Below are 22,271 nucleotides of genomic sequence, written 5' to 3'. Positions count from 1 at the left end.
CTGTATGTTGGCACAGGGGGGCTATTCCTGCAAATCCATTAACACCTTTTCCAGCAATACTGTTCGGAGATTTTTTGCAATCTCTACCAATTCTCTTTCCCAGGGCTTGGAGGTGAACTCTACTTTCTCCTGCCATTTTTTGAAGGAGTTCCTTGGATGATAACGCTTACCATCATCCTCAAATTTTATTGTTTCATTGGGATTTCCTCCCCAGTTTACAGTCTGTATAATCTCCGGACGGAAAAGCAAAAGATAGCCTACCGGCGAATGGGAAAACTGAATAGCCAGTAACCCACTGCCAATATCTTTGTAAGCAGCTGCGGTTCTCACATGCTTAACAAGTGATGAGGTAGAGAATACTTTTTCCTTATTAAAAAGCCTCAACCATTTCACTATTTCCTGCGCATGACTCCTGGAAGGGATCTTACCCTGCCCTTCATACTGACTGCCCCAAACCAGAGCAGCCGAATCGGCATGGAAAAGTTCTAAGAGCAAATCGGACGCTATTAATATTTCGGGCTCAAACTCTTTCTTTTTATAAACCAGCTCAATCAGTTTCAACTCCAGCCTGCGTCTGCTATTGAGGACGCTCAGCTTTTCTTCTCTTTCTCGTGAGGCCAACTGAGAGGAGATCAATTGTGAAAATACCTCAAAAGAATAACGCTGCTCAAAGGGCACATGCTTGGGAGTAGTATGATGACAGGAAATCAGTCCCCATAACCTTCCGTCCACGATAATGGGCGTAGACATAGATGCCTGTACATTCATGTTTTTTAAGTATTCTACATGGACCTGAGGTACACTTCTGAGCATACAGTCCGAAATATCTGTAAAGCCGTTGATCAACGGATTCACAATGGGGAATAACCTTACCGGCTTGAAGTTTACATCAGGAATAAGGCGATAAGGATTCTTAAAATACAGCTCTCTCGCCTGCTTAGGGACATCCGAGGCAGGGAATTTTAAGCCGAGATAAGGCTCAAGCTCACCCTTCTGTGCCTCAGCAATGACGGTGCCGTTCCACTGTGCGTCAAACTGATAAAGCATGACTCTATCAAAACCCGAAAAGCTTCTGATTTCATTGGCGGCGATGGCTCCGAATTCAGCAAGCTTTTCCACCTGCTGTAGTCTGGCCATGATATACTTAATGTCCTGATAAGCACTGATAAATGTAATGTCGCTGGTTTCATCCTCTATAGGCTCCAACTCCAGCAGCAGGTATTTTTTGTGAAAGTGAATGATCCCTGCAAAGCGCTGGACACCCCCGGTAGTTTCAAGATGAAGGATAAGAGGGATGTTATTATACAGCTTCTCTTGCTCGGTCTTCTTTTGAAATGCATCAAATTTATCGCTGGGGAATAAAGCGGCAAAAGGTTGATCTAAAACTTCTTTTGGTTCTTTGCCCAGGATTTCACCAACATTTTCGCTAATCTGTACAATCCGGTACGACTTATCCAGTAGTACAAGCATTCCATGTGGCTGAATCAGGTTAAGAAAGTTGAGAGGGATGCTCCCGCAGAATTCCGCATTACTGCCCATCTGCCCACTGAGATTTTTTTTGTTCGGACCCTGATCGTGTGTATCGTTTATTCTACTCATAAGCTAAGCCAGGTATTAAGCTTGGAAAACGTGTGTTGGGCACCAGTGATGAGTTGTGTATGCGTAAGTTGCCGGCTGGTGTACTGCTGCATAGCTTGCTGAAACTTCTTCCAGCGTTTGCCGGTATCTTTACCATAGCCATAAAAAAAAGCAGTACCATTTGAAGGGGTGAAGCCCAGGGTTTTCTCTACATGCCTTGAAATCATTTGCCCTCCTAATGTTGAGCCTTCCATGACATAAAGCGCCCCCATAGCACCGTCAGTATTGGTAATATTGGGGAGGTCGTCGCATATATCAGGTAGCTGCTGGCTGAAATGGTCATTGTCAATCTTGTTTAAATCCTGCAGCAGCAATTGTGCTTTCCTGCGTTCTTGATAATCTTCCAAGTAGTCTTCAGGTGAGTACTGACTTATTAATTCTTCCAAAGGGGAGAAAAAACCATAAAACTTTTGCAAAATGGTGTTATAGACTCCAGTTGATAATTGGCCTGAGGTGAGCTGATGAAGTAAAGGGTGAGATTCCAGCTGCCTGTGTTGAGCAGATGTTTTTTCTCTTAAATCTTGTAATACCATAAAAAAGCATCGCTAAAAAAACGCAATTAAGTAGCCTGAAAAAGATTATACAAGCATGTTTATACCTTTCTTTAGCTAGTAATAATTATACTTATAAAAAATTAAGAACAAAAATACTTTATTTCTTAGTTAGGTGAAAATCAATTTTTAAAAATAGTACTCAATGGGGTTTGATGGCAAAGGAATGGACTTGGATATAATAAGCAAGTTTATATTGAATGCCTGTCAATTTTAAAAAATGCTAATTTAAACTTGTTTTTTGTAATACTCTTAAGAAAAGTGTTTTAAATATAATATTAAGTTACTTATATAGACCTTTTTCCTATACTATTCAAAAGAGGTCTCATCAAAGGCAGAAATGGCGTAGTGCCATCCCGACACTACGCAGAGTTTTAAAAAACTGTCCTGTTACACACTCTTAGGGTCAGGGTGAATCCAGGGTTGCCGATAAGTACGTTGCAATAGTCCGTTTGCCTCACGATCGCCAATAATCTGCCGTTTTTGAGGATCATATACCAGTGGGCGACCGGTTTCCATAGATAGATTCGCCAGTATACAGCTTGCGGTAGAAATATGCCCCTCTTCAATATCGGCAATTGGCTTACTTCCATTTTTAATAGCATCAAGAAAATCCAGCATGTGCAAACGGGTAGCTGGAGCTGCATTTAGCTCAATATCCTTTTCAGTCAGATCTTCAGGATATTTTTCTTTTTCATAGAGTACGTCAAAATGTATTTTCTCACCATCTCCATAAGGGATAAAGTCAGCCTGCATGGTACTTCCCTCCAGTGTGCCTTTTTCACCGTACAGTTTAAACGACCAGGGATATTCAGGGTCGGCAGGAGTTCCCCAGCTACGGTGCTGCCATACACAGTTCAGTTCATCATATTCAAACACCGCTGACTGGGTGTCGGCAATATTAGACTTTCCGTCTTTCTGCACATAAATCCCACCCTGGGAAGAGATACGTTTGGGCCAGCCTAAGTCCAGCATCCAGCGGACGGTGTCCAGCATATGTACGCACATATCGCCCATAATGCCGTTGCCATATTCCATAAAGGTTCGCCACCATCTGCGATGAGGAAGTCCGTCATAAGGTCGCATAGGAGCTGGGCCGGTCCACATCTCATAATCAAAGAAATCGGGTACTTCCTGCACGGGAGGGTTGCCATTGGCACGCATATGGAAATAGCAGCACATCTCTACGTGCGATACTTTGCCTAACAGGCCAGCATCTACCACCTTCTTTTTGGCATCAATCAGATGAGGCGTACTTTTGCGCTGGGTACCTACCTGCACTACTTTATTGTATTTGCGTGCAGCCGCTACCATCGCCTCTCCTTCCATCACATCCACGCTGATTGGTTTTTGTACATAGACATGATTACCGGCTTTTACCGCATCAATCATCTGCAAAGCATGCCAGTGGTCAGGTGAGCCTATGATAACGATATCCAGCTCTTCATCAGCCAACAGTCTACGGTAATCATTATAAAGTCTGGGTTTCTTTTCGGACTTCTGACGTTGGCTTAGCAGGTTTGCTGCTTCCGAAAGCATATTATTATCAGGATCACAAAGGGCCTTTACTTCTACCGGCGCTACCTGTAGCAGTCGAAATAAGTCACTTTTTCCGTACCAGCCCGTGCCGATCAGCCCCACACGTAGTGGTTTATCCTGAAAAATTATATCCAATCCTCCGGGGCCGAGGGTTGAGAGTGCCAGGGAAGCCGATGCACTTTTGAGAAAGTGACGGCGATTGATGTTAAAATCCTTCATTCAAAATAGGTTTTAGGTTATTGGTATTGCTAATATTCTGTCGGTAAGCAGATTAAACTTTGTAATAACTTGTAAAATATATTTTTCAGATTAATAATCATAAAGCAAGGCTTGATAATTGAGCGGACTTCCGGCCCCAACACAAATCAACGAATAATCCTTACCTCATCAGGAGCTTCAATGCTGGATTGCACTTCTCCCCGCTCGTCTTTTTCATGTCTCACTTTTACTATACCATAAGGCGTAGGAAATGTGCCTTCTGCCCACTCCAGGTCTCCCAGATGAGGAGTAATTTGAATGGCTTTACAAGCGGGCTCTACTACCTGTATCCCCAGCACATACTCGCTCAGCCAGGGCGTGGGGCCTGCTGCCCAGCCATGACAAAGGCTTCTGCGATAGCCGATATAGCAGTATTCGCCAAAATCCCCGTGTATGTCTCTGGCCTCTTCAAAATTAAGCTCGTCAATAGCACTGGAATTTTTTGCCATTTCCAGGTCAAAATCTTCCCAGAAGGTGGTTGCTCCTTTGTCCAGCATGCCTCCCCAGTAGGTGCGTATCATTTCCATGGCACCCGCATAGTCACCGGCCTGCGCCATAGCTTCCAGCATATAATAACCATAAAAAGTAGAGAAGTTCTGCGCACCATTTTTAGCAATCACTTCCTGATTGGCTTGTTGAGCAGGTAGGAGTTCAGCCAAAGTCATAAGAGCTGCAGCCTGTTTAGCCCCAACATGATCGGGAACATATCGCCTCAGGCGCTGAACGGCGGCTTGACATGCTGCCTGCATTTCAGGGTTTTTCAGAATTTCAGAGAGTTCCTGCCCGGCTTCCAGCGTCATGATGAGCAACGCCTGCAAACCCGCATGTACCGCCTGAGGATTTTCACTGGAAGGCCAGTCCAGAAAGCGGTTACCATCCAGCTTCTCCCGATTGTTTTCATCAATATAAGTCATCAGTTTCTGCAAAAGCTCATTCAAATATTCTTCTTGCTCTTTCAGATAAGCCAGGTCGCCATGAAACTGGTACCAGTCGCGATGAATCATGATCCACCACATAGAATAAGAGCTGATGCCATTCATCCATTCGGTAGCGGGCGTTACATCCCGTATCAGGTCCAGGCTTTTGGGTACTACCTCATTGTAGCCAAACACCGTATTGACTGTCATCACTTCCGGATGCAGGTCGCCTACCCATACCAGTCGGTCGCGTTTGATGCCATCCCAGAGGTAATTTTGCATGTTTAGGTGAACAGTATACGCCCCGGTTTCCCAGATTTTGTTGAGTCTTTGGTCGCTGGACTTAAAAGATCCGAGGTAGGGAATATCGCGGAAGATGAAAGCAGCACGGGCTTCTCTCAGCCTCAGGTCAGCATTAGGTGTAAGCACATCTATGCGAACGAAGCGAAAGCCGGTATTGCCCACTTCTACTTTGCCCAGCCAGGGTACGTCTATGGTAAAGTCACGCAGGGCATGATCATTGGTCGCATTCTGATCGGTATAAGGCTCTGCCATAGCTTCCATGGCTGACTCTCCAAAGCGAAGGCGCACTTTGATAGGCTTTTGGTCTTCAGTAGTGAAATAGGTCACCAGTTGTAGCCCACCATGCAGCTCTTTACCATAGTCAAGCAGGATAGAAGCGGTATGATCTTCGCTGCTGCGCAGCAGGCATGTGCCTTTGACATTACTCAGGTCAGACTGCCCGTTTCCGGCTTGCAATAATACTTCAGGGTTTTGAATGTGCTGCTCCTCATCTGTTGACTGCCACAAAATTTTCTGAGGAGAGAGATACACTTTGATACGCTCGTCTTTTTCTGCCACCCGCTGATAGGTATCCGAAAACACCGGAGGTAGCTGGGCATGGGCCTGTGCACAGATAAAGGTAATGAATAAAAGGTTGAAAAGTGATTTTTTTGACTTTTCAGATAGAGGCGTAAGAATAAAGAACATTGATCAGCATGTTGGATGTCAATAGCTTATGAAGACTATAATTTTGTTTATCAAGATCAGGATAAATCAACTTCAAACCAAGCCTATGATTGATAAGTAGGAGCAAAATCATAGCTTTGTAAGCAGCCTTGTGCGAGCGGAAAAATTAAAGCTATGGAAGGATTACAACCACAAATACTGGAAGATCTGGTAAGGGTAAGAATGCCATTCGGTAAGTACAAAGATCGCCTGATTTGTGATTTGCCGGTGAGTTACCTGGAGTGGTTTGCCAACAAAGGCTTTCCTCAGGGCAAACTGGGCATGTTGCTTTCCACCATGCTGGTCATCAAAAGCAATGGGCTGGATTATCTGCTGGCACCTTTAAAAAGGAAACCGAAGTAATCTCCTGTATCAGCCGCCAAATTTATTAACTTGCACCCCTTTTTCACGGATCAGATACCAAGGCATGGCAGCGGATATATCTCAACTTCTCAAAACTTATTTTGGCTACGAAAACTTCCGACCTCAACAGGAGGAAATCATCACGCATACCCTGAATAAACAGGACAGCCTGATCATCATGCCTACCGGTGGGGGGAAATCACTTTGTTATCAGCTCCCCGCTTTGGCTTTGGATGGACTGACCCTGGTCATTTCTCCTTTAATCGCGCTGATGCAGGATCAGGTAGATGCCCTGAAAGCCAATGGTATCGCTGCGGCAGCGCTGAACAGTAGCAATACCGCTGAAGAAAAGAGGGAGATTAAGTCTCAGATGGATGAGGGGACGCTGAAATTGCTGTATATTTCTCCTGAGCGTGCCCTGACCCCTGCCTTCATTAACTTCATCAAAAACAGGAAAGTTAGTTTTATCGCCATAGATGAAGCACATTGTGTATCCATCTGGGGCAACGACTTTCGGCAGGAATATACCCGCCTTCCGGAAATGATGCGGCATTTTCCGCATGTGCCTTTTATGGCCCTTACCGCTACTGCGGATAGAGCAACGCAAACGGATATTGCTGAGAAGTTAGCGCTGAGAAATCCTCAGAAATTTTTATCCAGCTTTGAGCGGAAAAACCTTCATCTCCAGGTAGCTCCAGCAGTCCAAAGGTTACATTCCATCAAGGATTATGTAGTGGAAAGGAAGGATGAATGTGGTATCATCTACTGCCTGAGCCGTAAATCTACCGAGAAAATATCCAGTGCGCTCTGCGAAGTAGGCATCAAAGCAGCTTATTACCATGCGGAATTGAGCGGAGCGGAACGAAACCGTATACAGCAGGCTTTTCAGCAAGATGAAATCAAAGTAATTTGTGCGACCATCGCTTTTGGGATGGGCATAGATAAGCCCAATATCCGCTATGTGCTGCACTTCAATCTACCCAAAAATATAGAAAGCTACTATCAGGAAATTGGGCGGGCAGGCAGAGATGGATTGGCGGCAGATACCATACTGTACTTTAGTTTTCAGGACGCGCAGATACTGCGTCAGTTTATAGATGATAGTGCTGCCGATGAATCTTTTAAGATTGTGCAGCGCTCAAAACTAAACCGTATGTTAGAGTTCGGACAAGCTAGCAGCTGTCGTACCAATATGGTTTTGAGCTATTTTGGTGAGCATCGCTCCGAGGCCTGCGGCCATTGTGATAACTGCCTGAACCCTCCTGAGCATTTTGATGGGACCGTACTTTGTCAGAAAGCTCTATCCGCAGCTAAGCGACTAAATGAAGGTGTAGCTGTAAATATGCTGGTGGATATATTGAGAGGGTCGGAAAGAAAAGAAATTATTAGCCAGGGCTACAATCAGATCAGGACTTTTGGAGCCGGTAAAGATATCAGCCGTGAGGATTGGCTGAGCTATGTCGGACAAATGATCAATCAGGGTGTATTGGAAATCGATTTTACTGATTACAATAAGCTGAAGGTTACGCATATAGGAGAGCAGGTACTCTTTGAAGGGCAAAAAATCAAGCTATCCAAACCCAGCCATGCTCCGGAGAAAAAAGTGGGTAAAAGTAAGACTGCTACTTTTGAAGATGCGCTCTTTGACCATCTGCGTGACGTGCGAAAAAATTTGGCCAAGCATGAGGATGTACCTGCCTATGTTATTTTTAATGATTCTACCCTACAGGAGATGGTAGCAGAGAGGCCTATGTATCTGAGTGATATGGCTTCTATATCCGGAGTGGGTAAGCACAAACTGGAGAAGTACGGAGAGATTTTTTTGAGTGCCATTCAATCTTTTGTGCTGAAAGAAAGTACGCCTAAAAACATCAAAGGCAAAACTTATCTGGAAACCTATTCCATGCTTAAGCAAGGGCATTCTCCGGAAGAAATAGGAGCGCAGAGAGGATTGAACGTCCTTACGGTATATAGTCATATTGCCTACCTGTATGAAAAAGGTGAAGCGGTGGATATATCTGCTTACATCAGGGATGAAGAGATCAACGAAATAATGCAGGCGTGGTACAAACTTGGTAAACCTGAGGTGCTGAAAGATATCTACATTCAGCTGGAAGAAAAGTATCCCTACTATAAACTCCGACTTGCACTTTCTTTCATCAAACGAGGTTAATATTCAATTTTTATCTTTGCATAGTACCAGAATATTTGAAAGCCAAGTGTGTTCATATAGACTTACCGTAGATTTAGTCCTATCTACATACTAGTATTTTTATACTACTTTATTTATGTATAATTGCATGTCTGTATCAATTATTTTAAGCAGTTAAAATTGTTGGAACATATAAAATATAATTATTACAATAATTATTTGTATTTTAATGCTTAAATATACTAATCTTGCGTTATGAGATATTTGAGCTTTATCTGGATTTGTTCTCTTGGATTAATTATACACCCTTTTATCAATAAGCCGTCAGTGGATACTTCTGTCCTTGCTGTCAATCATCAGATAATTGGTAAGTGGCATTTGAGCAGTCAGGAAATGCTCATTAATGGGAAAGAAATCCATCAGCATTTTGAGGAAATGGCAGCGCAGGTATCAGCTAAATCCGGCCATGCTGTAGACCCCGCGCTATTAGCAGACAAGTTCAGGAAAGGTTTTCGCGGTATTCCTGAAGGTACAGTATTTGAATTTAATGATAACTTTTCTTATAAAATTGTCATGCCTGACAATCAGGTTCAGCAAGGTTTCTGGCGTATTAAAAATGACCATACCATTCTATTAAATGCGCAGGAAGAAGAAATGTACCTGGAAATCAAGTCAATAGAAAAAGATACTGCCACAGTGGCAATCAAAGAAGAGAAAAATACGAACGGAAGCAGGTACGTAAAGATGGAATTGATAATAGACCTCACTCGCTAGCATTTCGTCTAGTTACATTGCCCTTACTAAAAGCTTCCTTTCAGGGGGGAAATCTCTTTTAGCATACGAATTAGTCCCTCAAGCTAGTCTGTAAACAAATTGCGAAATTTTAATTAAAATTTTCCTGACTCAACATCGCTGACATTTCCGCTAACAGTTTATTGGCGATTGTTTGAGAGGAAATTATCTTTCCTTGGGTGACACTTACAGGTCCAAAAATTTTACTGTTCTCCTTTTTCAACATGTACCCGTTAATTTTCAGAACAATTTTGAGCACTGCCAACTTGTCTTAATCAAGCTGGTATAATATAGCTCAATAAGCAGGAAAGCAGCCCTAAGGTAGCTTTTTTATGTTGGTAGTTTTCATACCATACTGGCTACTAGTACGTTATATCCTTCAGAGGCGGAACGATTCCTGTCACTAAGCCTTTATCATTGTACAAACTAATGAGGAACAGTCATGAAAATATTTAGAATAACACTCATCAGTGGATTGCTCCTTTTTTTCGGTCTTTCAGCCTTCATCTGGAAGAATGATCCGATCAAAAGCCTGATGAATACCATAGAGCAGAAGTTACAGACCTATAGGGTAAATTATCATCCTGAAAAAATTTATGTGCAACTGGACAAACCTCAGTACGTAGCTGGAGAAACAGTGTGGTTCAAAGCCTATCTGGTAGATGCCGCTACTAACGAACCCGTTTCGCAGGAAGAAGTAGTACATATAAACATACTGGACAAGCAGGGTGAGGCAGTAGAGCGTATCAAACTTAAGTCAACAGATGGGAAAATTGCAGGAAGCTTAAGCCTGCCGAGTTCACTTCCGGGTGGCGAGTATCAGATGGTAGCCTATACTGATTGGATGCGTAATTTTGATGATGAGTCATTCTTCCGCAAATCCATTCGTATATGGGAAGTAACTGCCGAGCAGGAGGCATTACAACAAAGCAGTACCGATCAGCTAAGTCAGCTGGCTGATTTGCAGTTTTTTCCTGAGGGAGGAGACTGGGTAGCAGGTATTGAATCAACTATTGCCTTCAAAGCAACTGATCGTGAAGGACTAGGCGTAGCAGTAAAAGGTGAAATACAGGATAGTGAAGGTAATATCGTCACAAGCTTTGAGAGCCTGCATGCCGGCATGGGTGTTTTTAGCCTGCTGCCTGAAGCGGAAACCCAGTATACAGCCGTACTTACCAAAGCTGATGGAAGTACTGAGCGATATCAGCTTCCCCAGGTGCAGGAAAACGGGTACGTATTATCTGTAGATGAATATGCTGAACAGAATCAGTTGCTGGTTGATGTAAAAAGTAAGGTTAATGAGCGTGAAGACTTATTGCTGACTTTAGTAGGAAACGATAAAATGCTGTACTCAGAAGCTTTGTCAGCAGCAGAAGGTGAGCATCAGGTCAGTATTGCAAAGAGTGAATTACCTGCGGGTATTAACCGTATTACTCTGGTTACTGCTGAAGGTGAGCCGCTGGCGGAGAGGTTAGTATTCTTGCATCCCGAACGTCAGCTCCAGCTGAATGTCAAAATGGATGAGCCTCAGTACCTGAAAAGAGAAGAGGTAAGCCTTACCGTAGAGACCACTGATGCCGATGGCAATCCTGTACCTGCTAATATATCATTGGCGATAACGGATGAAGAGTTGGTACCGGAAGATTTGGAGAAGAGAAATATCTTTTCTCATCTATTGCTAACCTCTGACCTCAAAGGTTTTGTGGAACAGCCTGATTATTACTTTAATGATATTACTGAAGAGAAGCAACTTGCTTTGCGTAATGTAATGATGACACACGGATGGCGTCGCTTTGCATGGAACGAAGAACTGCCACAGGTAGCTCATACCCAGAAGGCAGCATTATCTATTGATGGTAAGCTGGTAAAGGATAATGGTGATCCTGTTGAACATGGAGAAGTAATCCTCTATGTCAAAGATCAGCACCAGATATTTCTGGTAGAAGAAACCGATGAAGAAGGTAACTTCTCTTTTGAAGGCTTTGATTTTACGGATAGTGTAGAGCTGGTCATGCAGGGTACAACCGCCAAGGGTAGCCGCGATGTGAAAGTAGTGATGGATGAACAAGGCTTCGTACCTGAATGGAATGAAGCGACTGAGTTCATTGCACCTGACCAACTGTTAGCTACTACCGAACAATATGTAAGCAGAAGTGCCAACCAGGCTTCGGTAGAAGAATCTAGACTGGGACTGAAAGAAATGCTGCTGAAAGAAATTGTGGTAGAAGAAAGACGTGAAAATCTTGTTGAGCCTTTCAAGCTGCATAGTAGAGCAGATGTGGTAATAGATGCCGAAACACTGCCCATAGCTCCTTCAGGCAACATTCTGGAAGCTTTACAGGGTAGAATCGCGGGCGTGCAAATATACCGCTCCGGTATGTTTGATTATCGTGCGGTGATCCGCGGATATGGCTCTCCACTTTATTTGATTGATGGTGTGCCGGTAGATGCCTCAGCCATGTCTATGGTAAGCCAGTACGATATAGACAGGGTTGAAGTACTCAAAGGTCCTTCTGCTGCCATTTACGGTGGTCGTGGAGGCGGGGGAGTCATCGCACTTTTTACCAAGCGGGGTGGGCCACAGTACGAAGAAGTGGAACCCTCTGAGAACATCATTCTGCATAAGGCCCATGGCTTCCATAAGGTAAGAGAATTTTACTCTCCTAAGTACACTGCTGAGGGTAAGACAGATTTGCCTGATTACCGCACTACTTTGTACTGGAACCCTAATGTACAGACCAATGAAGAGGGTAAAGCTACGGTATCATTCTATACTGCCGACAGAAATACCAGCTACCGCATAGTGATGAACGGACTTACTGCTGCCGGCCTTCCCGGAAGTGCAGAATATACATTTGAAGTCAATACACCGGAAGCAGTCTCTCCCTAAAAGCAAGGTTGAAATAACTCCTTAAGAATGAAATCCCAGGCCATAGGCTTGGGATTTTTTTTAACTGGCTGAGGGGAGTTTATTTATACACTGCATTTTAGATTTTAGAAAGTAATTTGTAAAATAAATTAAACGAAATTTGACATTATTCTTTAAATGATTTGTATTTGTTAAACTATTTAAAAAATAATTTAAACAAAAATAGATAATCTGATAACATTCACCAGCGCTTCAAGTTCTGCTTCTATATTTTCAACTTAACTTTTGAAATAATGAAGAAGCGAATTTTTTCTATGATGACAGCAGCTATGTTTGTAGCCTTTGCTTCCTATGCAAATGGAGGTAGTAATGAAGCCACCACCAATGCTGCTAATAATGACAATACTACTACAGAAAGAACTTCTGAAGAGCCATTACAGTCTATGGATATTGTTGATCTGGCAGGCTCACAAGACAACCTTTCTACCTTGGTTGCTGCTGTAAAAGCGGCCGGACTGGTAGAAACACTGAAAGGTGACGGTCCATTTACTGTTTTTGCTCCTACTGATGAAGCATTTGCAGCCCTACCCGAAGGAACTTTGGAGATGCTGCTTAAGCCGGAAAACAAAGATAAGCTGGTTGCGATCCTTACTTATCATGTGGTATCAGGATCAGTAGAATCTAGTGCTCTGTCTGATGGTATGGAAGTGTCTACTGTAGAAGGCAGCGATATCGCAGTAGAAATAGAAGGGGAAAGTGTAATGATTAACAATGCCTCTGTTGTAAACGCTAATGTAGGTGCTTCTAATGGAGTAGTCCACGTAATTGACAAGGTGATTTTACCACCAAACATGTAATTAGCAGGTTCACACACAAAGTGCAAAGAGCAGTACGATTTTGTTGTACTGCTCTTTTTTGTTTTAACACTTTCTGTCAAATTGCGGCATGAAGTATCCTTATCTGCTGTTAGTTGGTGCCACATTGTTTTGGGCAGGAAATGTCGTTTTGAGCAAAGCCATATCTACAGAAATACCACCGATAAGCCTGGCTTTCTGGCGTTGGAGCACAGCGTTTGTAGTGATTGCTGGCTTCGGATGGAAAAAAGTAATACAGGACTGGGATAGTATTCGTAGTAACTTACCTATACTCTTGCCGCTTTCACTATTGGGCATTACCGCCTTCAATACCATGATCTACCTTGCCCTTCAGACTACTACAGCACTCAATAGCCTTCTTTTGCAGTCCTTTCAGCCCGTAGTGGTTGCGGTTTTATCCTATTTTTTCCTGAAGGATCGCCTGGGAAAATGGCAGGTGCTGGGCATTGTCATTTCTTTATTAGGTACATTAGTACTGGTAGCCAAAGGAGACATAAGCTCACTTTCAGGAACAGATTTTAACCAGGGAGATCTGTGGATCATTGCCGCTGTGGCTTGTTACGCTACCTATACGGTCTTGTTAAAATTTCGTCCCGCTATGCATCCGTTGAGCTTTCTGATGGTTACCTTTTTTCTGGGCACCCTGATGTTGCTGCCTTTCTATCTTTGGGAACACACCTATGCTGAGCCTATAGTCTGGAATTCAGCCGTATGGATGACAATCGCTTACCTGGGAATTTTTCCTTCCTTTATCTCCTATCTCTTTTTTAACGAAGCAGTGCGTAAGGTGGGAGCCAACACCGCAGGTTTATTTACCCACCTGATTCCTCTTTTTGGCAGTTTGATGGCTATTCTTTTCCTGGGAGAAACTTTCTACACCTTTCATGCAGTGGGCATTAGCCTGACTTTTAGTGGAATTTATCTGGTAATCAGGAACAAGATTTCTCCTAGAAAGAAGAAACAGTTGCAGTAAAAAGGTGATTTGAATCAGCATATGACTAAATCATGATTTTTCGGCTTTAGTCCGAACGATTACCCTCCTTAGCTTGTAAAATAACTACAAAACGGAATATTTTTTTGAACTTATAATTTTTCTTATATGACATTAAATATAGAAAAAAGCAGGATTTTTCGTGCTTTATCTATTCTACTCGCCCTCAGTATGGGAGTAGTATTGATAAGTTGCGAAGAGGATGAAGATGTAATAGACGATGGTGAGAGCGAACTTACCATTTATGAAGAGATTGCAGACAGTCCCGATTTTACATTGCTGGCAGCGGCCATTGACAAGGCAAATCTGGCAGATCAATTGGATAGCGAAGGAAGCTTTACCCTACTGGCCCCGTCTGATAATGCTTTTATCAGTGCAGGTATTACGAATCTGGATAACTACAGTGCAGATGAACTGGCGGATATTCTTGAATACCATGTCATCAATGAAGAACTGCTGATAGAAGATTTTGTAGAATCAAAAGAAGAGGAGACACTGGACGGAACACTTTATGTAATTCCTACAGAGCAGAGTATTTACCTGAATGCCAACGCACAATTTGTAAGGCCGGTAAATGTTGACGCTACCAATGGGGTAATTCATGTAGTAGACAATGTACTTGAAGAACCTCAAAATAATGTTGCTGAAATCATCGGTGATGATGAAGATCTGGCAATATTGCAGGAAGCTATAGCCCAGGCAGGCATCAGCGATGTACTGACTCAGGAAGGTCCGTATACCATTTTTGCGCCTACTGACGCAGCCTTTGAAAAACTGTTTGACGAATTGGGCGTATCCTCTCTGGCGGAGCTTTCCAGCGATCAGTTGACCGATATTCTTCAGTATCATGTCATTGAAGAGAGAACATTTAGTCCCGAACTGGAAGCAGGTAGTCAGAGTACGCTATTAGGAGAAAATTTTACCATTACATTTGATAATGCTATTCTGCTGGTAGATGATAACGAAACTACCGAGAACGCAGTTGTGGTAGCAGGTGACCGCTTAGGAAACAATGGTGTAGTTCACTATATTGATGAAGTGATGCTGCCTTCAGCCTCAGAATAATAACACTGCATATCCATAGTAAAAGCCGTATTGTCTTCGGATGATACGGCTTTTTTTTATCAATATACTTACAATAAAGAGTATAGATAATCTTTATATCCTCAACTTTCGTATTGTTCAATAACATTAAACCCTGAAAACTATGAGAACATTAACCCTTTTATGCTTGACTACTCTATTGAGCTTCTCTCTATGTGCTCAGAACCTTGAGCAGCGTAAAATCAGCGACTTTAAGAGCGTTAAATTTGAAGGCAGAGGAGACCTGATCCTGACTGAGGGCAATACAGCTGCTTTGGAACTGGAAGCCGGTGATGGTGTAGACCTCAGCCGTGTCAGGACTTATGTACAGGGCAATACACTGTATATCAAATATGACAGAGATGATGAAGTCTGGGACATGCACCCTAAAATTATCGTCTATCTCTCGTATCGTAGTCTGCATGAAATCAGCGCAGCGGGTATTATAGATGTGAGAACGGAATCACCCATCAGAAATTCATCCTTCAGTTTCATCGCTGAGGGCATGGGTAAAAGCAATCTGGAGGTAGCGGTAGACCGAATCACCGTGCAAATCGCCGGTACGGCTGATGTGAAGCTCAGAGGTATAGTAAACCGGGGAAGTCTGATACTGGAAGGTACAGGTGAACTGGATGCATTTGACATGAAAGCTGCTTCTATTGATGCTGAAGTTAACGGTACGGGTTCCCTGTTTGTATATGCGACCGAACGTCTGCATGTAGAAGCTAATGGCTTTGGAGCGCAAGTAAAATATAAAGGAAATCCCGCAGATAAAGTGATAGACAAGTCCGGCTGGGTATCGGTCAAGCAGGTGAATAGCCGGTAAACACAAAGCTCCCTGCCAAGTAAATTAGCAGGGAGTACAATTATGTATAAACACTAGAAAACTTATTTTACTCCGCTGTCCAGAGAGGGTTGCCTGCCGGCACAAAGATTACTGGTACTTCGTCAATAAACGTATCCATCCATTCGGCACAGTACTGCATACCGGGCTCCTCTGAGTCGGCATGTCCCATCACGATCAATGCTTTTTGGATACCTGCTTCCAGCCCATCCCGCACATATTCTATCGTTTCCCACTCGGCACTTTCTCCTACAATCAGTACGTCAATGTCCGATTCGCGTATCATCTTCACCTGCGGACGCATGCCGTAAGCGCCCGGCAGTATCCCTACCCGGCTGATTTCCATATCAGCAGAGCCCACGACCCTTACAGTGCTGGTATTGAATTTTTTGCGAAGCTCACTGGCCAATGCTCCCAGATTGGTGGCAGGGATATCAAAAAGCTGCTGATCCCCATCCCGGTACTTGGCCCAGTCAAACGCCCGCACCACACCCACAAAGATGCCATCGGGCTCGGTCATATGCCAGTAGTCGTGGAAGCGCCATACCACCATATTATGATCCCGGATAAATTTCATTTTAGCACGGAACACTGGATCATCCTCAAAGTAAGTCTTATCGTCCAGATGGTTGTAGAAAGTAGGTTCGTGGGTGATGATGAGGTTAGCCCCTTGCGCGTATGCCCGTTTGAGCACATCCAGCGTAGCCATAAAAGTAGTAGCGATGCCTGACACTTCCTGCTCCCAGTCTCCCGCCTTGATGGTATCTACCCCTCCTGGCTGCCATTCTACAGTCAGGTTTTCTTTGATACGTTCAATCACTTCACCTACAGTCATGGCTTTAGGCTTAGCATTTTCAGTAGTAGGGGAAGCATAGGGTTGTGCCTGGAGGAGGCCAGAGCAGAGACATAAGAGAGCAAGCAGGAATAGGCGTAAGCTTTGCATAGGTCATTGGATTTAGTAGCAGCCCATAATATACAGAGGGAAGCTAAAGTAAGCCAAATCCTGCATCAAATAATGTAGTAGGTCGGTGCAAGCGTAGTTGGCGGTAACAGGAGAGACTGATTATCAGGATAACTCGATTTTGCTTCAATCTTATATGCTCCAAAATCCATAAATTTATGATAATCAGGGGCAAGCCGGACGGGCTTTTCCTTTTTCATTGATAAAAGTTTTGTTCAGCGTGGAGTCTTTGCTGGCTTAAAAGTTCAAACCAAGCTGGTGAGTATTGGTAAAGATTTCCGGGCCCCGCTGGCTCCACAGCGCCGCATAAGCTGCGTTTCGTAATGAACGTCAACATTTCTTTTACTCCATTACATTCAATAAAATAAATCAGAAAAACTTCTATTCATCCCAAAACCAATATTTTTGCTGTACTCAATCATAGAAAACTATTCATCCAAACCTTACAGCATGCATGCACAGCCTGAAAAGATAGCCATTATTGGCGGAGGAATCGCCGGTCTGACGCTGGCGATCTGCCTGAAAGGTAAAGGTTATCATTGCCAGATCTTTGAGAAACAGGCGGAACTCCGGGAGGTAGGGGCCGCCATCAGTATATTTCCCAATGCTTTGCGGGTATTTCGTGCGTTGGGCATGATGGAAGATATACTGGCGAGTAGTGGCGAGATGACCCAGGTTTTTATGAAAACCGCTCAGGGTAAAATTCTTGCCAAATCCGAACCTCAATACGATCTGCCTACCGTGTGCATGCATAGAGCGGATTTACATTCCATTCTTCTGAAGCATACTTCGGCTGAGCTTTTTCCCGCGCATGAACTCAGCACTCTGGACAACCTGCCTGACGGAAAAGTGGAAGTGGTTTTTCAAAATGAAATGACTAAGACCTTTGATGCAGTGATTGGAGCTGATGGCATACATTCCGCAGTCCGGCAGTACGTGATTGGGGATGGTAAGCCGGTATTCAGGGGTTATAACATCTGGAGAGGAATAGTAGACGCTGACTTTGCCATAGGATACGGCAGCGAGACGTATGGAATTGGAAAAAGGGTAGGCATTGTACCGATTAAAGACGGCAAATACGGTTGGTGGGCAAGCTACAATGAAGATTTTATGCAGGATGACGCCCCCGAAGGCACAGCGGCAAAGCTGCAAAGACTATTTGGCCACTGGCATCATCCTATACCCGAACTCATGGCTAAGACGGAGCACATTCTGAAGAATAGCCTGGCTGACAGGCTTCCTAAAGCTGGTTGGAGTAAAGGGAATGTTACATTGCTGGGAGATGCCGCTCATCCGACTACACCCAATCTGGGGCAGGGAGGCTGTATGGCAATTGAAGGTGCTTATCTGCTGGCCAAGGCTATTGAGAAGTATGGTTTAGGAGCGAAAGCATTTCAGCGCTACGAAGCCTTGCATTTTCCCCGTACAAAATCCGTCACAGAGGAAAGCCTGCGCATGGGCAAAATGGGACAGCTTGAGAACTCTCTTGCGATCTTCTTCAGAAATTACCTATTTAGGATAATGCCATCTTCGCTGGCCATGAAAATGATTGACAAATACTTTTCCTATGACGTATGCAAAGTAGAAGTTTAACACTTGTCCGGTCCTAATTCAATTTCAACTATGCCTCAAGCCGCAGGATACTCAGGATCGCCTCTGGAGAAAAAGCTCGGCCTGAAGTCAGGTTTTGTGATCCGGCTCATCAACCCTCCCAACCATTATTTTGAACTGTTTCAGACCATTCCTCCCGATATTGAGATAAAATCCGATACAAAATCACCCAAAGACTTCATCCATTTCTTTACCCAAGAGGCTGCGGAACTGGAAGATAAACTCCCCAGGCTAAAACAGGAGATCAAAGCCAATGGTATGCTCTGGATAAGCTGGCCCAAGAAAGCTTCCCGAGTGCCTACTGATATTACCGAAGGCACCATCCGAGACGCTGCCTTAGCCATCGGCCTGGTAGACGTAAAAGTATGTGCGGTAGATATCATCTGGTCAGGATTGAAGCTGGTAATTCCCGTGAAGGGTAGAAAGTAGGACAGCCATCGGACTCTTTTTTCCTACCTATCTTTTGTTATCTTCGCCCGGAACGGGATAAAACTTATGTTGGAAGACTTATTATCTGAAGTCAGGCACTGTACTGTGTGCGAACCCCACCTCCCACTGGGAGCGAGGCCGGTATTATCTGCCCATCCGAAAAGCAAAATACTGGTGGTAGGACAGGCTCCCGGAACTAAGGTACATGCCAGCGGCATCCCCTGGAATGACCAGAGTGGCAGGACCTTGCGAAAATGGCTGGGCGTAAGTGATGAGGAGTTTTATACGCCTGAGAAATTTGCCATAGTGCCTATGGGGTTCTGTTATCCGGGAAAAGGTAAATCAGGAGACCTGCCTCCCCGTAAAGAATGTGCTCCCCTCTGGCATGCAGCGCTCTTGGAACGTATGTCCGAGCTACAACTGACCCTACTGATCGGTCAGTACGCCCAGAAGTACTACCTGAAAGGTCATGCCAAGAAAAACCTGACGGAAACGGTCCGTAGCTTTGAAGATTACCAGCCCGATTGTATTCCTTTGCCGCACCCTTCGCCCCGCAATCGCTTCTGGCTGAAGAAAAACCCTTGGTTTGAGGAAATCCTTATTCCGCAACTGCAGTATCGTGTGAAAAAGGTTTTATATTGAGGCTTAAAAAAAAGAATCCATAACAAGCTCAGTACTCAGTGAAAAACCTATGCTTCTCTCATTTTCCTGCTTTGGCCTGTCTGCTCTTGCTGGCAGCTTCCTGTAGTCCTAAAATAGCCCAAAGAACCCGCTACTTTCCTCAGCAGCAGGAACTGGTGAAGCAAATGCCGGAGAAGGAGAACCTGTGGATTTTTATCATGGCCGGCCAATCCAATATGGCGGGTAGGGGAAGGGTAGAACCGGAAGACACTATTGCGCATCCCCGAATACTCACCATCAATCAGGAAAAGGAGTGGATAGTGGCCAAAGAACCGCTGCACTTCTACGAACCTAAGCTCACCGGACTGGACTGTGGCTTGGCTTTTGGCAGGGAACTGCTCAGGCATGTGCCCGACTCTATCAGTATCGCGCTGATTCCCTGTGCGGTGGGCGGCAGTGCCATTCAGCAGTGGCTGGGAGATTCTACCTTTAGAAACGTACAGCTCATGCATAATTTTGAAGAGAAAGTAGACCTTGCCCGGCAGTCTGGTCATATCAAAGGTATACTCTGGCATCAGGGAGAGAGCGACGCTACTGACGAACTGATACCATTATATCCGGCACAGCTTGGTAAGCTGATAAGCACTTTCAGAACATATATTGGCGATGCTAATCTGCCGGTGCTGATAGGAGAGCTGGGACCCTATGCCACCCCTGATGAAAAACAGCAGCGATGGCACCGTATCAATGAGGCAATTCATCAGTTTGCGGATTCAGATCAACTGATCAGGGTAGCAAGTACCAGCGACTTGCAACATAAGGGAGATGATGTACATTTTAATTCTGAATCGCAGAGAATACTAGGCAAGAGGTTCGCTGAAAAATACCTGGAAATAGCAGAGCAGCCTACAGGCGTATACAGCAAGCCCTGAACCTATAAAAGCATTTATGTATGTATAGCCGAGAAGACCTGATACAGGATATAGAGAGTTTAGGCGTTGATGCGCAGGGTACACTGCTGATTCATTCCTCCATGAAGGCCATAGGCGAGGTGGAAGGTGGTGCGGAAACCGTTTTAGACGCATTTATAGCGTATATGAAAGATGGACTGCTGATTTTTCCTACCCATACCTGGCATAAAGACAATAATAAAGATGGGATTTATAATCCGCTGACTGAACCCTCCTGCGTAGGCATATTGAGCAATCTGTTTATGCAGCGTCCGGGAGTGGTACGTTCTCTGCATCCTTCTCATTCGATAGCGGCTCTGGGTAAAGATGCTGAAGCCTATACTGAGGGTGAGGAAAAAAGTAGCACGCCCTGTCCCAGAGAAGGCTGCTGGGGCAAGCTCTACGACCGGGACGCGCAGATCCTGTTTCTGGGATGCAGTACAAAATCCAACACCTATATCCACAGTGTAGAAGAGTGGTGCGACGTGCCTGAACGACTGACAGAAGATTACCATCATTATAGGATTATCAAACCTGATGGTGCGGTAGTGGATTATTCACAACGCAACCATTCCAAGAAGTATGGTGATGTATCCAGAAATTATGATAAGCTGCTGAAGCCCAGTTTATACCATGGCATTATCCGTGAAGGAAAGATAGGTGATGCGGCATCTTATCTGTGTGATGCCCGCCCTATGGCTGAGCTTACGCTTGCCTTCCTGAAAAGAGCACCCAATCTTTTTCTGGACGATACGCCAATCCCGGAGGATTGGTATAGGTAGTGAAGTATTCCTGTTAAAATTAGTCTTTTTTACTCGTTTATTTTTTGTCCTTTTTCCAAACCTTGGGATAGGTTAAAACATTGTATGGGTGTTACATATAAGTATCATTTTTTAAGTCATTATAATTTTTTAAACTATAAATATACGACCATGGCTAAACCCGATAAAGTCCCTGAGCAGGGACAAAAGAAACAACCCGGAAAAGAACATCAAATGCACCCTGAGCCGGAGATCATCAGAAAAGGTTATAAAGGTGGAGATCGGCTCAAGGGCAAAGTAGCGCTGATTACGGGAGGCGACAGTGGTATTGGACGAGCAGTCGCTGTACATTTCGCCCACGAAGGTGCAGACATTGCTATTATCTATAAGTCTGAAGACCAGGATGCAGAGAAAACCAAGCGCATGGTAGAGGAGGCAAATAGGAAATGTCTGGTGATCCGGGGTGACTTGAAAGACCACAGTTTTAGTGAAAAGGCAGTGAGTCAAAGCTTGAAGGAATATAAAAAGATTGATATTCTGGTCAACAATGCAGCAGTTCAATTTCCCAAAGATATGCTGGAAGAGATAAGTGATGAGCAACTGGAAAAAACTTTTGATACAAATATCCTGGCGATGATTCGGATGACGAGAGCGCTCATCCCTCATCTGAAAGAAGATGCGCGAATCATCAATACAACTTCTGTGACAGCCTATCGGGGGAGTGCCCACCTGATGGACTATGCCTCTACCAAAGGAGCGATTGTATCTTTTACCCGTTCGCTGGCCAAGAACCTCGCTGAGAAAAAGATACTGGCGAATGGTGTAGCTCCCGGACCTATCTGGACACCGCTTATTCCTGCTACCTTTGATGATGTGAGTAAGTTCGGACAAAATACTCCGCTGGGCCGACCTGGACAGCCTTCTGAGGTTGCTCCGGCTTACGTATTCCTGGCGTCAGAAGACGCTACGTATATGACGGGACAGATCATACATATCAATGGAGGAGAAGTAATAGGGGGTTAATAAGACGTAGAAAAAATCATTTTATGGTAAAACCG

Annotated in this window: 20 protein-coding genes; 14 read left to right on the top strand and 6 right to left on the bottom strand. The window is 44.2% G+C overall.

All coding sequences use genetic code 11. The features are described from left to right. Positions 1-21: 21 nt before the first annotated feature. From OKW21_RS22945 to OKW21_RS22930, 4 genes are all read right to left on the bottom strand, one after another. Positions 22-1,599 carry a GAF domain-containing protein gene (locus tag OKW21_RS22945; protein WP_277483934.1) on the bottom strand — a complete coding sequence of 526 codons (1,578 nt, stop codon included), beginning with the start codon at positions 1,597-1,599 and terminating at the stop codon, positions 22-24. Then, positions 1,596-2,171 (bottom strand): biliverdin-producing heme oxygenase, encoded by a 576-nt coding sequence (locus OKW21_RS22940; protein ID WP_277483930.1) that lies wholly within the window; start codon positions 2,169-2,171, stop codon positions 1,596-1,598. Before OKW21_RS22940 ends, OKW21_RS22945 begins: the two co-directional genes overlap by 4 nt. 408 nt (positions 2,172-2,579) lie before the next feature. Then, entirely contained in the window at positions 2,580-3,947 is a 1,368-nt protein-coding gene (locus OKW21_RS22935; protein ID WP_277483929.1) for a Gfo/Idh/MocA family protein, read from the bottom strand. 146 nt (positions 3,948-4,093) lie between these two features. Beyond that, positions 4,094-5,893 carry an alpha-L-rhamnosidase-related protein gene (locus OKW21_RS22930; RefSeq protein ID WP_277483927.1) on the bottom strand — a complete coding sequence of 600 codons (1,800 nt, stop codon included), beginning with the start codon at positions 5,891-5,893 and terminating at the stop codon, positions 4,094-4,096. 153 nt (positions 5,894-6,046) lie between these two features. On the opposite strand from OKW21_RS22930, the gene OKW21_RS22925 reads away from it, so the two are divergent. The 8 genes from OKW21_RS22925 (at position 6,047) to OKW21_RS22890 (ending at position 15,862) form a co-directional block, all read left to right on the top strand. After that, positions 6,047-6,274: a DUF3820 family protein gene (locus OKW21_RS22925; protein WP_277483925.1), complete on the top strand. Its 228-nt coding sequence runs from the start codon at positions 6,047-6,049 to the stop codon at positions 6,272-6,274. Positions 6,275-6,338: 64 nt separating this feature from the next. Beyond that, positions 6,339-8,447, top strand: coding sequence for a DNA helicase RecQ (gene recQ, locus OKW21_RS22920; protein ID WP_277483923.1), 2,109 nt, complete (start codon positions 6,339-6,341; stop codon positions 8,445-8,447). 234 nt (positions 8,448-8,681) lie between these two features. Further along, the gene (locus OKW21_RS22915) at positions 8,682-9,200 is read left to right on the top strand and encodes a hypothetical protein (protein WP_277483921.1); all 519 of its coding nucleotides are present in this window, start codon (positions 8,682-8,684) and stop codon (positions 9,198-9,200) included. A gap of 460 nt (positions 9,201-9,660) precedes the next feature. Next, on the top strand, positions 9,661-12,108 hold the full coding sequence (locus tag OKW21_RS22910; protein WP_277483919.1) for a TonB-dependent receptor plug domain-containing protein: 2,448 nt from the start codon (positions 9,661-9,663) through the stop codon (positions 12,106-12,108). A gap of 272 nt (positions 12,109-12,380) precedes the next feature. Continuing rightward, positions 12,381-12,944, top strand: coding sequence for a fasciclin domain-containing protein (locus OKW21_RS22905; protein WP_338130081.1), 564 nt, complete (start codon positions 12,381-12,383; stop codon positions 12,942-12,944). A gap of 88 nt (positions 12,945-13,032) precedes the next feature. Next, positions 13,033-13,935, top strand: coding sequence for a DMT family transporter (locus OKW21_RS22900; RefSeq protein ID WP_277483917.1), 903 nt, complete (start codon positions 13,033-13,035; stop codon positions 13,933-13,935). 126 nt (positions 13,936-14,061) lie between these two features. Further along, complete coding sequence (locus OKW21_RS22895; RefSeq protein WP_277483915.1) at positions 14,062-15,018, top strand: fasciclin domain-containing protein; 957 nt, start codon at positions 14,062-14,064, stop codon at positions 15,016-15,018. Between the two features lie 142 nt (positions 15,019-15,160). Then, positions 15,161-15,862, top strand: coding sequence for a head GIN domain-containing protein (locus OKW21_RS22890; protein ID WP_277483913.1), 702 nt, complete (start codon positions 15,161-15,163; stop codon positions 15,860-15,862). 67 nt (positions 15,863-15,929) lie between these two features. On the opposite strand, the gene OKW21_RS22885 is transcribed toward OKW21_RS22890, so the two are convergent. Continuing rightward, on the bottom strand, positions 15,930-16,823 hold the full coding sequence (locus tag OKW21_RS22885; RefSeq protein ID WP_277483911.1) for a Nif3-like dinuclear metal center hexameric protein: 894 nt from the start codon (positions 16,821-16,823) through the stop codon (positions 15,930-15,932). Positions 16,824-16,888: 65 nt separating this feature from the next. Then, positions 16,889-17,041, bottom strand: coding sequence for a hypothetical protein (locus tag OKW21_RS22880; RefSeq protein ID WP_277483909.1), 153 nt, complete (start codon positions 17,039-17,041; stop codon positions 16,889-16,891). 205 nt (positions 17,042-17,246) lie between these two features. On the opposite strand from OKW21_RS22880, the gene OKW21_RS22875 reads away from it, so the two are divergent. The 6 genes from OKW21_RS22875 (at position 17,247) to OKW21_RS22850 (ending at position 22,236) form a co-directional block, all read left to right on the top strand. Continuing rightward, entirely contained in the window at positions 17,247-18,434 is a 1,188-nt protein-coding gene (locus OKW21_RS22875) for an FAD-dependent monooxygenase (protein ID WP_277483907.1), read from the top strand. Between the two features lie 30 nt (positions 18,435-18,464). Next, positions 18,465-18,881, top strand: coding sequence for a DUF3052 family protein (locus OKW21_RS22870; protein WP_277483906.1), 417 nt, complete (start codon positions 18,465-18,467; stop codon positions 18,879-18,881). Between the two features lie 66 nt (positions 18,882-18,947). Beyond that, positions 18,948-19,523: a uracil-DNA glycosylase family protein gene (locus OKW21_RS22865; RefSeq protein WP_277483904.1), complete on the top strand. Its 576-nt coding sequence runs from the start codon at positions 18,948-18,950 to the stop codon at positions 19,521-19,523. A 38-nt stretch (positions 19,524-19,561) separates the two neighbouring features. Then, on the top strand, positions 19,562-20,434 hold the full coding sequence (locus OKW21_RS22860) for a sialate O-acetylesterase (protein WP_277483902.1): 873 nt from the start codon (positions 19,562-19,564) through the stop codon (positions 20,432-20,434). Between the two features lie 20 nt (positions 20,435-20,454). After that, positions 20,455-21,234: an AAC(3) family N-acetyltransferase gene (locus tag OKW21_RS22855; RefSeq protein ID WP_277483900.1), complete on the top strand. Its 780-nt coding sequence runs from the start codon at positions 20,455-20,457 to the stop codon at positions 21,232-21,234. A gap of 150 nt (positions 21,235-21,384) precedes the next feature. Beyond that, complete coding sequence (locus OKW21_RS22850) at positions 21,385-22,236, top strand: SDR family oxidoreductase (RefSeq protein WP_277483899.1); 852 nt, start codon at positions 21,385-21,387, stop codon at positions 22,234-22,236. Positions 22,237-22,271 lie beyond the last annotated feature (35 nt).

Origin of the sequence: Catalinimonas alkaloidigena (genome assembly GCF_029504655.1) — a bacterium.
In the GTDB taxonomy this organism is placed as follows: domain Bacteria; phylum Bacteroidota; class Bacteroidia; order Cytophagales; family Cyclobacteriaceae; genus Catalinimonas; species Catalinimonas alkaloidigena.
Note: the sequence above shows the minus strand (reverse complement) of the source record. Positions and strands in the feature narration are given on the sequence as shown.